General features: G+C 48.0%; 14 protein-coding genes. All 14 read left to right on the forward strand.

The features are described from left to right. Positions 1-6: 6 nt before the first annotated feature. The 14 genes from OF158_RS06955 to rseP all read left to right on the forward strand — a co-directional run bounded on the left by OF158_RS06955 (position 7) and on the right by rseP (position 12,841). A complete protein-coding gene (locus tag OF158_RS06955) occupies positions 7-2,061 on the forward strand; it encodes a chemotaxis protein CheA (protein WP_035181755.1) in 2,055 nt (684 codons plus the stop codon). A gap of 52 nt (positions 2,062-2,113) precedes the next feature. Beyond that, positions 2,114-2,542 (forward strand): chemotaxis protein CheW, encoded by a 429-nt coding sequence (locus tag OF158_RS06960; RefSeq protein WP_017551531.1) that lies wholly within the window; start codon positions 2,114-2,116, stop codon positions 2,540-2,542. A gap of 11 nt (positions 2,543-2,553) precedes the next feature. Beyond that, a complete protein-coding gene (locus OF158_RS06965) occupies positions 2,554-3,192 on the forward strand; it encodes a chemotaxis protein CheC (protein WP_014095431.1) in 639 nt (212 codons plus the stop codon). Further along, on the forward strand, positions 3,185-3,685 hold the full coding sequence (locus tag OF158_RS06970; protein ID WP_035181752.1) for a chemotaxis protein CheD: 501 nt from the start codon (positions 3,185-3,187) through the stop codon (positions 3,683-3,685). The genes OF158_RS06965 and OF158_RS06970 overlap by 8 nt, the downstream gene beginning before the upstream one ends. 54 nt (positions 3,686-3,739) lie before the next feature. Further along, the gene (locus OF158_RS06975) at positions 3,740-4,513 is read left to right on the forward strand and encodes a FliA/WhiG family RNA polymerase sigma factor (RefSeq protein ID WP_035181750.1); all 774 of its coding nucleotides are present in this window, start codon (positions 3,740-3,742) and stop codon (positions 4,511-4,513) included. A 9-nt stretch (positions 4,514-4,522) separates the two neighbouring features. Next, positions 4,523-5,068: a hypothetical protein gene (locus tag OF158_RS06980; RefSeq protein WP_035181742.1), complete on the forward strand. Its 546-nt coding sequence runs from the start codon at positions 4,523-4,525 to the stop codon at positions 5,066-5,068. Positions 5,069-5,212: 144 nt separating this feature from the next. Then, entirely contained in the window at positions 5,213-5,968 is a 756-nt protein-coding gene (rpsB, locus tag OF158_RS06985; RefSeq protein WP_014095427.1) for a 30S ribosomal protein S2, read from the forward strand. A 131-nt stretch (positions 5,969-6,099) separates the two neighbouring features. Beyond that, positions 6,100-6,984 (forward strand): translation elongation factor Ts, encoded by an 885-nt coding sequence (gene tsf / locus OF158_RS06990; protein ID WP_014095426.1) that lies wholly within the window; start codon positions 6,100-6,102, stop codon positions 6,982-6,984. Between the two features lie 130 nt (positions 6,985-7,114). Then, the gene (gene pyrH / locus OF158_RS06995; protein WP_014095425.1) at positions 7,115-7,840 is read left to right on the forward strand and encodes a UMP kinase; all 726 of its coding nucleotides are present in this window, start codon (positions 7,115-7,117) and stop codon (positions 7,838-7,840) included. Further along, on the forward strand, positions 7,840-8,397 hold the full coding sequence (gene frr, locus OF158_RS07000; RefSeq protein ID WP_026104623.1) for a ribosome recycling factor: 558 nt from the start codon (positions 7,840-7,842) through the stop codon (positions 8,395-8,397). Before pyrH ends, frr begins: the two co-directional genes overlap by 1 nt. 362 nt (positions 8,398-8,759) lie before the next feature. Further along, complete coding sequence (locus tag OF158_RS07005; protein ID WP_014095423.1) at positions 8,760-9,554, forward strand: undecaprenyl pyrophosphate synthase; 795 nt, start codon at positions 8,760-8,762, stop codon at positions 9,552-9,554. After that, positions 9,551-10,354, forward strand: a complete 804-nt coding sequence (locus OF158_RS07010; protein ID WP_014095422.1) for a phosphatidate cytidylyltransferase — start codon at positions 9,551-9,553, stop codon at positions 10,352-10,354. Before OF158_RS07005 ends, OF158_RS07010 begins: the two co-directional genes overlap by 4 nt. Before the next feature lie 18 nt (positions 10,355-10,372). Continuing rightward, positions 10,373-11,518, forward strand: a complete 1,146-nt coding sequence (locus OF158_RS07015) for a 1-deoxy-D-xylulose-5-phosphate reductoisomerase (protein WP_014095421.1) — start codon at positions 10,373-10,375, stop codon at positions 11,516-11,518. A 63-nt stretch (positions 11,519-11,581) separates the two neighbouring features. Further along, positions 11,582-12,841, forward strand: a complete 1,260-nt coding sequence (gene rseP / locus OF158_RS07020; protein ID WP_014095420.1) for an RIP metalloprotease RseP — start codon at positions 11,582-11,584, stop codon at positions 12,839-12,841. Positions 12,842-13,172: the final 331 nt, after the last annotated feature.

The following is a 13,172-nucleotide window of genomic DNA, read 5'->3' on the forward strand; positions in this document are numbered from 1 at the left end:
GTATAGATGGAAATGAGCCAGTACTTGGAAGTGTTTATTGAAGAAAGCAGGGAACATATCCAGTCGTTAAACGAAAATGTGCTGCTACTTGAAAAAAGCCCGGATGACTTGCAAATTGTCAATGAAATTTTCCGCTCCGCCCACACATTGAAAGGGATGTCGGCAACAATGGGGTATGAAGATCTCGCCAATCTGACCCATAAAATGGAAAATGTGCTTGATGCCATCCGGAACGGGAAGCTGTCTGTAACCCCGGACATTATCGATGTGATTTTTACTGCGGTGGACCATCTGGAAGCGATGGTGGAATCGGTTGCAAACGGTGGGGACGGCAAATTGGATGTGAGCGGGACGATCGCCCGCCTCGAAGCGGTAGATCATGGTTCAGCCGGAGAGAAGAAGACGGAGAAAGAAACTTCAGCTGCGACAGCGGAAAAGGCGGAAACAGAGGAAGACGAATTTGACCAGTACGAACAGGCCGTGATTGTTCAATCGGAAGAACAAGGGTACAACTGTTACCAGTTCACGGTAAAATTGCGCAGCGACTGCCTATTAAAAGCGGCGCGGGTATTCATGGTCTTTGATATCCTTGAAAAATGCGGCGAGATCATCCATTCCGATCCGCCGGCCGACCAGCTGGAAGAAGAACAGTTTGACAATGAATTTAAAGTGACACTGATCTCAAAAGAAGACAGGGAAGAGATTCGCGAAAAAATCTGCAAGGTGTCAGAGATTGAAGATGTTAAAGCAAGCACCGTGACTCTCACAAAGCAGGATGGGCGCGGTCAACACCCGGAAACGGCAGAATCGGAGAAACCGGCAGAACCAGAGCAGAAAAAACAGGCAGCACCGGACGCAGCGGAAAAGCATCCGCAAAAACCGGCAAAAAAGCATCCGCAAAAACAGAAACATACAACCAAGACGATCCGTGTGAACATCGAGCGGCTGGATAATCTGCTGAATCTATTTGAAGAGCTGGTCATTGACCGCGGGCGCCTCGAACAAATTGCAAAAGAAGTGAACCATCCGGAGCTCAATGAAACCGTTGAAAGGATGTCCAGAATTTCCGGCGACTTGCAAACGATTATTTTGAACATGCGGATGGTGCCGGTCGAAACGGTGTTTAACCGTTTTCCGCGGCTTGTCCGCCAGCTGGCAAGAGAATTGCACAAAAAAATGGATCTCGACATTATCGGCGCCGAAACAGAACTGGACCGCACCGTCATTGATGAAATCGGCGACCCGCTTGTCCATCTGATCCGGAATTCGTGCGACCACGGCATTGAACAGTCGGAAGAAAGAAAGCGGGCAGGGAAGCCGGAAACAGGAACCATTACGTTAAAAGCTTATCACAGCGGCAACCATGTGTTTATAGAAATTGAAGACGACGGCGCCGGCATTAACCGTGAAAAAGTGTTGGAAAAAGCCATTGAAAAAGGCATTGTCAAAAAGGAAGAAGCCGGCAGTTTAACAGACAGCCAGATTTATAACCTGATTTTTGAATCCGGTTTTTCAACCGCTGACCATGTATCCGATATTTCCGGCCGGGGTGTCGGGCTGGATGTGGTGAAATCAACCATTCAATCATTGGGCGGCTCGATTTCTGTCCATTCCGCAGAAGGGCGCGGGTCCGTCTTTACGATTCAGCTGCCGCTTACCTTATCGATCATTTCCGTCATGCTTGTGGAAATCGGGACGGAAAAATATGCTGTTCCGTTATCCTCTATTGTAGAGACGGCCATTATTAAGAAGGGCGAAATATTAAAAGCGCATCACCAAAAAGTGATCGATTTCCGGGGCAAAGTGGTGCCGCTTGTCTTTTTGAATGAAATATTTGAAGTTCCGGATGCAAAGCAAAATGATGAATATGTCTCCGTACTGATTGTGCGAAAAGGGGAAAAACTGGCTGCATTTGTGGTGGACGCCTTTATCGGCCAGCAGGAAATCGTATTAAAATCTTTAGGAAATTATTTAACGAATGTATTTGCCATATCAGGCGCCACCATTCTTGGAAACGGCCAGGTTGCCCTTATCATCGACAGCAATGCGCTGATCAAATAGAAAACAAGGCGCTTGCCGCCCATTTCATTGCCCAGGAAAGAGGTTGAGATCGTTGGAGAAAGTGATCGTATTTCAGTTGAATGATAAAGAGTATGCCCTGCCGGTTACGCAGGTTTTGGCCATTGAAAAGCTGCAGCATATTACAAGAGTGCCGCTTACCGCTCCTTTTATACTTGGCGTGATGAATTTACGCGGTATCATTATTCCGGTCATTGATCTGAAAAAACGGTTTGGCATGGAGGATGACACGGACGCTGATAAGGAGGAACGCAAGCTGATCATCGTCCGGTTTGGAGAAATTGAAACGGGCCTGCTTGTGGACGAGGCGACGGATGTTCTGGATATCGACGAAAAAAAAGTGGAACCCGAGCCGGAAGTGGTAAACGCGGGCAAAGAGGACTTTATTTCCGGTGTGGCGAATATAAACCAGAGGCTTTTGCTGCTGCTTGATTTAGAAAAAACTTTAACGCCATTACAATAGGGGTATTTTAAATGGATATTAAAAATAAAATCACAAATCTTCACCTTGATGTCTTAAAAGAAATCGGGAATATCGGAGCGGGACATGCCGCAACGGCGCTTTCCAAATTGCTGCATAAAAAAATCAAAATGACGGTCCCGGATGTCCATATTGCCTCCTTTGAAGAAATTATGGAGCTGATCGGCGGCGCTGAGCTCGTTGTGGTGAGCGTGTTTTTGCGGATTGAAGGCGATGCGCCCGGCAATATTTTTTTCATCGTGCCGGTTGCCCAGGGCGAAAGATTCATTAAAGAAATGATCGAGGATCCGTCGTTCTCCTTTGAAAAGCCGCCATACCCGGAGCTCGGGCTGTCGGCGATGCTGGAACTGGGCAATATTTTGTCGGGGTCTTATTTAACGGCGCTTTCCGATTTTACGAAGCTGGATATGCTGCCTTCCGTCCCGGCACTCAGCATTGATATGTTCGGTTCCATTATCAGCTATGGTTTGATTGAACTGTCCCAGGTCAGCGATTATGCCATCGTGATTGATACAGTGCTGAGCGATGAGCAGGCGGAAAATTCCGATATGAAGGGGCATTTTTTCCTCTTTCCGGATCCGGATTCTTATGAAATCCTATTCCGTGCGCTAAGGGTTGAATTAGATGGATAGCGAAATGAACATTGTCAAAGTGGGCATTGCGGAAATGAAGATCGTCACTTCTCCCGGCCTGATCAGGACAATCGGGCTTGGCTCATGCGTTGGCGTCGTTTTGTACGATTTGCCGGCTAAAACAGCCGGGCTTGCCCATGTAATGCTGCCTTCATCCTTCATTGCGAAGAATGGAGAGCATATGAATAAAGCAAAATTTGCGGATACCGCTATTTTTGAACTGATCGGCATGCTGAAAAGCGCAGGCTGCCACCAGAGCAGACTGCTAGCAAAAATCGCCGGCGGAGCCGAAATGTTTTCTTTTTCTTCCATGAATGAAGCGATGCGGATCGGGCCGCGCAATGTCGAGGCTGTAAAACAGGAACTGAAAAAGTACCGCATTCAATTGGTGGCCGAAGATACCGGGGGAAAAAGCGGCCGCACGATTGAATTTAACCCGGGAAATGCCGTACTGACCGTGAGAACGGTCAACCAGGGTTCTGTCGAAATATGACGAGGCCGCCCCTTTGTTTTCGGGAAAAGCGATGGCAACAAGGAGGGATGCGATATGGCGGAGGAGCCAAAACAGGGTGAGGAGCAGAAAGATTGGGATTTGTGGCTTAAATCCCGTGATCCGGAAGCCGGGAATGCCCTTGTGAAAAGATATATGCCGCTTGTTTCTTTCCATGTCCAAAGAATTGCCGCCGGGCTTCCCCGCAACGTGTCAAAAGAGGATTTAAAAAGCCTTGGCATGTTCGGGCTTTTGGATTCATTAAACAAATTTGATCCGTCCCGCGAACTGAGATTTGATACATATGCTTCTTTTCGGATCCGCGGCGCGATTTTGGACGGCCTGCGGAAAGAAGACTGGCTGTCAAGAGGCACAAGGGAAAAAGCGAAAAAAATTGAAAGCGCCATTGAAAGTCTCGAGCAGAAATACTTGCGCACCGTTTCTCCAAAAGAAGTCGCTTTGGAGCTTGGCATGGAAGAAACGGAAGTCTGCACAACGATGAATGAACAGTTTTTTGCCAATGTCCTGTCGATTGAAGAAACGGGCACCGATAATGATGAACCGGAAGCAGCATCCCGGTTCGTGTCCGGGGACAGGAATGCCGGCCAGCCGGAATCCGAGCTGGAAAAAAAGGAAACCGTAAAGGAACTGGCGGAGGCCATCTGTGCCCTGTCGGAAAAAGAGCAGCTTGTGCTGAGCCTCTTTTATCAGGAAGAATGCACGCTGACAGAAATCGGCGAAGTGATGGGGCTTTCCACTTCCCGGATTTCCCAGATCCATTCGAAGGCCATTTACAAACTGCGGAATATTTTGGAAAAACGGCTGCTGTAATCAGAGGGGGTGAATCAAACGGTTATTTTTTTCCTCATTCTTTCTTTCCTATTTAATGTGCTCTCCATTTTTGCCATCATCCTGCTCTATTTACGGCAAAACCGCTTTGCCCGGGCAGAACAAAACGTCAATAAAATGGTGAAAGAAATTGAAGACATCTTTTCCGTATACCTGATGGAGTTAAAAGAAGAAAACGATGCTTTCATCAAAAAAATGAAAGCAGGCAGGATGAAAGAGGCAAGCCCGGCGGAAAAAGCAGGGCCGGAAACGGGACAGCCGGGTTCGGAAACAAAACAACCGCCTGAGACAGAAGAAACAGCGGAACTGAAGTCAGATGCGCTCATCCAGGTATCCGCAAACCGGGCGTACCGGAATGCGGCCCGGCAAATTTCAGGGGAACAAAGCGATGGGCAGCTTCAGGAAGAAAAAAGCCTTTTGCAAAAAGTGAATGATTTGCAACAAAACGGGTATACTGTTGATGAAATTGCCCAAAAATTAAATAAAGGCCGCACGGAAATCGAGCTGCTTCTCAAATTTCAGACAGGACGCGGATAATGCTTGATTCGCATTTTTTTTTATGGTATAGTAATCGTTGGTGTTATCACACACGCTTCATGATTTAAAGGACGGTGCTGCTTTTAAGCGGTCTCCTTTTGAAAAGGATTGGGGCGGAGGAAAAAAACCATAGGAGGAAATAAAATGTCAGTAATCTCAATGAAACAACTGCTCGAAGCCGGTGTCCATTTCGGCCACCAGACGCGCCGCTGGAACCCGAAAATGAAAAAATACATTTTCACGGAACGGAACGGCATCTATATTATTGACCTGCAAAAAACGGTCAAAAAAGTAGAAGAAGCTTATAACTTTGTAAAAGATCTTGCAGGCAACGGCGGAAATATTCTGTTCGTCGGCACGAAAAAACAGGCGCAGGAATCCGTTAAAGATGAAGCGGAACGTTCCGGCATGTTTTACGTGAACCACCGCTGGCTTGGCGGAACCTTAACCAACTTTGAAACGATCCAAAAACGGATTGACCGTTTGAAACAAATCGAAAAAATGGAAGAAGACGGCACATTTGATGTCCTTCCGAAAAAAGAAGTCGTCCAGTTGAAAAAAGAACACGACCGTTTGGTGAAATTCCTTGGCGGCATTAAAGATATGCGGAACCTGCCGGATGCATTGTTTGTAATCGATCCGCGCAAAGAACGCATCGCGGTAGCGGAAGCAAGAAAATTAAACATTCCGATTATCGGGATTGTGGATACAAACTGCGATCCGGATGAAATTGACTATGTCATTCCGGCAAACGATGATGCGATCCGTGCGGTCAAACTTTTGACCAGCAAAATGGCGGATGCTATTGTGGAAGCAAAACAGGGCGAAGAAGGTGCCGCTGAAGTTCCGGCCGAATCCGGCGAAGCAGCGGGCACGGAAGAAACGACTGTCGAAGCCTGATCCGTTTTCCGGCCGGGGTTTGACAGCGGCCGCACCTTACCCAAAATATCCCAATAAAAAAGGTGATAAGAAGGTTTGTGCTTATCACCTTTTTTTAGGGAGACGTACATAAACTTGAAGGAGGAAATCCGATGGCAATTACAGCTCAAATGGTGAAAGAACTTCGTGAAAAAACCGGCGCAGGCATGATGGATTGCAAAAAAGCGCTGACGGAAACGAACGGCGATATGGAAAAAGCGGTGGACTATCTTCGTGAAAAAGGGATCGCAAAAGCGGCGAAAAAGGCAGACCGCGTTGCTGCAGAAGGAACCACTTACGTATTAAGCGAAGGCAACCACGCCGTCATTCTCGAAGTCAATGCCGAAACAGACTTTGTTGCAAAAAATGCAGAATTCCAAAACCTTGTAAAAGAAATCGCTGAACATTTGCTTCAAAGCAAACCGGCCGATCTGGATGCCGCTTTACAATCAACAATGGCAAACGGATCGACTGTCAATGATTTTATTACACAGGCGATTTCCAAAATCGGTGAAAAAATTTCGCTCCGCCGTTTTGCCCTGAAAACGAAAACGGATAACGGTGCGTTCGGCGAATACCTCCACATGGGCGGCCGTATCGGTGTGCTCACTGTTCTTGAAGGCACAACCGATGCTTCTGTTGCAAAAGACGTTGCCCTTCATGTTGCAGCGATGAATCCGAAATACATCTCCCGCGACCAGGTTTCGGAAGAAGAAGTGGCCCATGAACGCGAAGTATTAAAACAACAGGCGCTGAACGAAGGCAAACCGGAAAAGATTGTGGAAAAAATGGTGGAAGGACGCTTGAAGAAATACTTCGAGGAAATTTGTGTGGCAGACCAGGCGTTTGTCAAAAATCCGGATCAAACGGTTGGGCAGTTCGTCGCTTCCCATAATGCAAAAGTGGCAGATTTTGTCCGTTATGAAGTCGGCGAAGGCATTGAAAAACGCCAGGAAAACTTTGCTGAAGAAGTCATGAATCAAGTGAAGAAAAACTAGTTTTAAAAGGGGAACACAGTGTGTTCCTCTTTTTAAAAGAAGGCAGGATTTTAACCTTGCAAAAAAAACGCCCCGTTTACCGGCAAAGATGGACCGGGGCAATTTTACATAACCATATTGGAGGTTCAAAATGGACACCCCTAAATATAAACGTGTCGTATTGAAATTAAGTGGTGAGGCATTGGCTGGAGAGCAGGGCTTTGGTATTCATCCGACGGTCATCCAGTCCGTCGCGCGGCAAGTAAAAGAAATTGTCGAGCTTGGCGTTGAAGTGGCGATTGTCGTCGGCGGCGGCAATATTTGGCGCGGCAAGATCGGCAGCCAGATGGGAATGGACAGGGCAACGGCTGATTATATGGGCATGCTCGCCACGGTCATGAATGCAATGGCCCTTCAGGACAGCCTGGAACAGAGCGACGTGGAAACACGCGTGCAGACTTCCATTGATATGCGCCAGGTGGCAGAACCTTATATCAGAAGGCGGGCCATCCGCCATCTGGAAAAGGGTCGTGTCGTTATTTTTGCCGCCGGTACGGGCAACCCGTTTTTCTCCACCGATACGACCGCCGCGCTGCGTGCAGCAGAAATTGAAGCCGATGTCATTTTAATGGCAAAAAATAATGTGGACGGTGTTTATTCTGCCGATCCGAAACTGGACAAAGATGCTGTGAAATATGAAGAGCTTTCATATCTGGATGTCATCAAAGACGGCCTCGCTGTCATGGACTCCACCGCGTCCTCTTTATGTATGGACAATGACATCCCGCTTATAGTATTCTCAATTATGGAGGAAGGAAACATCAAACGCGCCGTCTTGGGCGAAACCATTGGGACAATCGTTAGGGGGAAAATATGATGGCAAATCAGGTCATTGACACTGCAAAAGATAAAATGGCAAAAGCAATCCAGGCTTTTCAGCGCGAACTCGGCTCCATCCGTGCGGGGCGTGCAAACGCGGCCCTGCTCGATAAAATCACGATAGATTACTACGGCGCTAGGACACCTGTAAACCAGCTTGCGTCCATTTCCGTGCCGGAAGCGCGCCTGATGGTGATCCAGCCGTATGATAAAACGGTGCTGGGTGAAATTGAAAGGGCCATTTTAAAATCGGATCTCGGCCTTACGCCGAATAATGACGGTTCCGTAATCCGCCTTTCCATCCCGCCTTTAACGGAAGAACGTAGAAAAGAACTGGTGAAGCTCATCAAAAAAGAAGCGGAAGAAGCAAAAGTTGCCATCCGTAACGTGCGCCGTGATGCCAATGATGAACTGAAAAAGCAGGAGAAAAACGGTGAGATTACAGAAGATGAGCATCGTGGTTTCGCGGAAGACGTTCAGAAAATCACCGACCAGCACATTCAAAAAATCGATAAAATGACAAAAACAAAAGAGCAGGAAATTATGGAAGTCTGACTGCCGGACAAAAAACTTCCGTTGGCAAGCGGCCGATGGAAGTTTTTTATTATGTTATCAGTGCGCGCTTTTCCCGGGAGCATGGAATGTTCCGGTTCTAAAATCCTGTCATATTGCCGGAAAATGGGGCTACACACGCGTTTAAAAGGGGATACAAAGCCGGTTTTCCATACACCCCCAAACCAAATGGCCGGATCGTTTAAAAAACAGAACTACACAAACGCATCCATTTTCTCTATAATAGAGGTTGGCAAATGGAATACAAAGGTCATACCACTTTTGCCGGAAACGACTGAACACGTATGGCCGCGGTACCGTGCATAAAGTTGCAGGCGGATACCATTTGGAGGGCAAATGTGCATATGAATTTAAAAAGATGGAAATCTTTCGATAAAGAAGGCCGCGACACGACAACCCGCGGCGAAAAAGTGAAAGCTGCCGCCATCCCGGAACATGTCGCCATCATCATGGACGGCAACGGAAGATGGGCGAAAAAACGCCATTTGCCGCGGGTGGCCGGCCATCACGAAGGCATGAAAACCGTCCGGAAAATTACCCGTATCGCCAACCGGCTCGGAATCAAAGTATTGACGCTGTATGCTTTTTCAACAGAAAACTGGAAACGGCCAAAATTAGAAGTGGAATACTTAATGAAGCTGCCGGAAGAATTTTTATCCACTTATCTTCCCGAGCTGAAAGCGGAAAATGTGAAAGTGCAGATGATGGGGTGCAAAGAAAAAATCCCGCTTCATACTCAAAGGGCCATCAATAAAGCGATCAGTGAAACGGCGCAAAACGACGGGCTGATTCTCAATTTTGCGTTGAACTACGGGAGCAGGGATGAAATTATGCGCGCCGTGAGAAATATTTTAATGGATGTAAAAAATGGTATAATGAATGAAAACGAGCTGACCGAGGAAGTGTTCCACCAGTACTTAATGACGCACGGCCTGCAGGACCCCGACCTTTTAATCCGGACGAGCGGGGAAATCCGGCTCAGCAATTTTATGTTGTGGCAGCTGGCGTATACGGAGTTTGTGTTTACCGATGTGTTATGGCCGGATTTTAATGAGGAACATTTTTTAAGTGCGATTGAAGAATATCAAAAACGTTCCCGAAGATACGGCGGTTTAAAAAGTGAGGAGCAGTCTGAATGAAGCAAAGAATCATTACAGCCATCGTGGCAGCAGCTTTTTTTATTCCTTTTGTGATATACGGGAGATGGCCGTTTGCGCTGCTCGTGTATGCCATGGCGACCGTTGCGCTATACGAGCTGTTGCGGATGGGAAAACAGTCATTTTTTTCCTTTGGCGGCCTCCTTTCCGTCCTGCTGCTTTGGCTGATTTTATTTCCATCAAAGTATATGCATGTCATCGCACAAACAGGCTTTTCAAAGCTTGAATTGGTGTATATGATCGTGCTGCTTTTTCTTGCCTACATGGTGGTGACGAAAAACCGGTTTACATTTGAGCAGGCTGGTTTCCACATTTTGTCCGCCATCTACGTTGGCATCGGCTTTTATTATTTTATTGAAACAAGAAATGCGCCAGATGCGGGCATAACCTATATTTTTTACGCCCTGTTTCTCATTTGGGCAACGGATTCCGGCGCTTATTTCGTCGGACGGGCTTTTGGAAAGCATAAGCTGTGGCCAGAGATCAGCCCGAATAAAACGGTTGAAGGCGCGCTTGGCGGCGTACTGTGTGCGGTCATTGTTGCTGTGCTGTTTTTTTTCTATTCCAATATCGGCCTCGGGCTCGGGCGGCTCATGGTGTCCACGGTCGTCCTCTCCGTTTTCGGCCAGATCGGGGATTTGGTGGAATCCGCGTATAAACGGCATTACGGGGTAAAAGACGCAGGGAAAATCCTGCCCGGGCACGGCGGCATTTTGGACCGCTTTGACAGTTTATTGTTTGTCCTCCCGCTTATCCATTTTTTAAAAATGATGGCGGGATAGAAAAAGAGGTGGATAGCATTGAAGCAAATCAGCTTATTGGGGGCGACGGGCTCCATTGGTACACAAACGCTGGATGTGATCCGGAACCATCCGGAAGCATTCCGGCTCGCGGCCTTTTCAGCAGGGAGAAATCTCAATTTAACGAGGAAAATTATTTCGGAGTTTCATCCGGCGCTTGTCTCTGTCGCTGACAAAGAAGACTGTGCCCGGCTGAAAACCGAATTCGGGGACAGCCCGGTTGTGCTCTACGGGGAAAAAGGGATGGTCGAAACGGCGGTATATGCCGAATCGGATATTTTGGTCAATGCGGTGCTTGGCAGTGTCGGGCTGTTGCCGACTTTGGAGGCGATCCGGGCGGGGAAAACTGTTGCGATCGCCAATAAAGAAACGCTCGTCACAGCTGGCCACCTCGTGATGGATGCAGCAAGGCGCGCCGAAACTGAAATTCTTCCGATCGACAGCGAGCATTCCGCCATTTTTCAATGTTTGCAAGGGGAAAACCGGGATGAGATCGAACGGCTCATCATTACCGCATCCGGCGGCAGTTTCCGTGATTATACAAGGGAACAGCTTGAAACCGTCACCGTAAAAGATGCGCTGAACCACCCGAATTGGTCGATGGGCGCCAAAATCACGGTTGATTCGGCAACAATGATGAATAAAGGGCTCGAAGTCATTGAAGCACACTGGCTGTTCGGCCTTCCCTTTGAAAAAATTGATACTATCCTGCACCGCGAAAGCATCATCCACTCTCTCGTCGAATTCCGTGACAGCAGCGTAAAGGCGCAGCTCGGGATGCCCGATATGCGCATCCCGATTCAATATGCGCTCGGATTTCCAAAAAGGTTGCCGCTACCGGATGCAAAGCGGCTCGATTTGGCGGAAATCGGCCGGCTTCATTTTGAAAAAATGGATGAAGAACGCTTTTACTGCCTGAAACTTGCCTATGAAGCCGGAAAAGCCGGCGGATCGATGCCGGCCGTGCTGAATGCGGCCAATGAGGTGGCGGTCCATGCCTTTTTGCAGGAAAAAATTTCGTTTTTGCAAATTGATCAGTTGATTGAAAAGGCGCTTGCAAGGCATAATGTAATTATACACCCTGATTTGGAAACGATCTGGGCCGTTGACCGTGAGACGCGGGACTATGTGGCCTCGCTCATATAAGCGGGAGCTTGCCCGGAGTTCCTGAAAAAGGCGGAGACTATTTTAAAGTAAGGTGGTATTCATTTGACGACAGTTATAGCCTTTATTTTGATTTTTGGTTCACTTGTCATTTTCCATGAAGCCGGGCATTTCTTTGTTGCCAAAAAAGCCGGGATTTTATGCCGCGAATTTGCGATCGGATTCGGCCCGAAGATCCTTTCGTTTAAGAAAAACGAAACGCAGTATACCGTCCGCCTGCTTCCGATCGGCGGATACGTACGGATGGCGGGGGAAGACCCGGATATGCCGGAGTTGAAGCCAGGCCAGCGGGTTGGGCTGCTTTTCGATGAAAACGAAGCCGTTGAAAAAATCGTGGTGAACGGAAAAGACCGGTATACCGGATTGCGCATGATTGAAACGGAATCTGCAGATCTGGAACGTGCGCTTGTAATCAAAGGCTATGAAGAAGGCGATGATGAACACCTCCGGACGTTTAAAGTGAAAAGGGATGCCGTGCTTGTCGAAGACCGGATGGAAATGCAAATCGCGCCTTGGGACCGCCAGTTTGCCTCCAAATCGCTTGGGAAGCGGGCGCTCACGATTTTTGCGGGCCCGCTCATGAATTTCGTTCTGGCAGCCCTTGTCTTTACCCTTATGGCCGTGGTGCAGGGGGTGCCGATGACCGATCCGGTGCTCGGAACGGTTGTCAAGGACAGTGCTGCGGCAAAGGCCGGGCTGCATAAAGGGGATACAGTGATCAGCATTGACGGTGCCGAAATCTCGACGTGGAATGACATTGTCGACGTGATCCAAAAACACCCTGATGAAAAAATTACGTTTACAGTGGAACGGAACGGCAAAACAATGGACATTCCGGTGACGCCAAAAAGCATTTCAGAGGACGGGAAGACCATCGGGAGAATCGGCGTGACCAGCCCGGTTGACCATTCCCCGCTGAAAGTAGCCACGTACGGCATTACACAGACATACGTTTGGACGGTGGAAATTTTTAAACTGCTTGGCCACCTGATCAGCGGCGGCTTTTCCATTGATATGCTGTCAGGCCCTGTCGGCATTTACAAATCAACAGAGACCGTCGCCAAGTCGGGCATCATTTATTTGTTTAAATGGGCAGGATTGTTGAGCATCAACATCGGGATTATGAACCTGCTCCCGCTGCCGGCTTTAGATGGCGGCAGGCTGCTGTTTTTCGGCATCGAAGCATTGCGGGGCAAACCGATTGACCGGCAAAAAGAAGGCATCGTCCATTTTATCGGTTTTGCGCTCCTGATGCTGTTGATGATTATTGTCACCTGGAATGATATCCAAAGATTTTTCCTGTAAAGTTTCCGGTTTCGAGGGGGTTCCAGCGGGCCCTGTTGCAAAAGGGCCTGCTTCCTTACCTGCTTTACGGAGACGGTTATAAAATGGATTTGCATTTTTGATCCGCCATTAGCCCGGTTTGGCCCGCTCGTCTTCACAAGCAACGCCAAATCTTCGTATTTTTACCGTGCGGATCCCTTTTAAAATCTGCATTTCTAGCACCCTGGCCCGGCTTTTGATTTACAATCTCTTACCATCCAACCTTGGACCTGGTTTGCTGAATCGGGGGAATAGAAACGAAGGAACGTAATCAACGCGACTGATCTATAATAAATGAATACGGGAGTGCGAT

This window comes from Weizmannia sp. WK01, from assembly GCF_025905465.1.
In the GTDB taxonomy this organism is placed as follows: domain Bacteria; phylum Bacillota; class Bacilli; order Bacillales; family Bacillaceae_C; genus Weizmannia; species Weizmannia faecalis.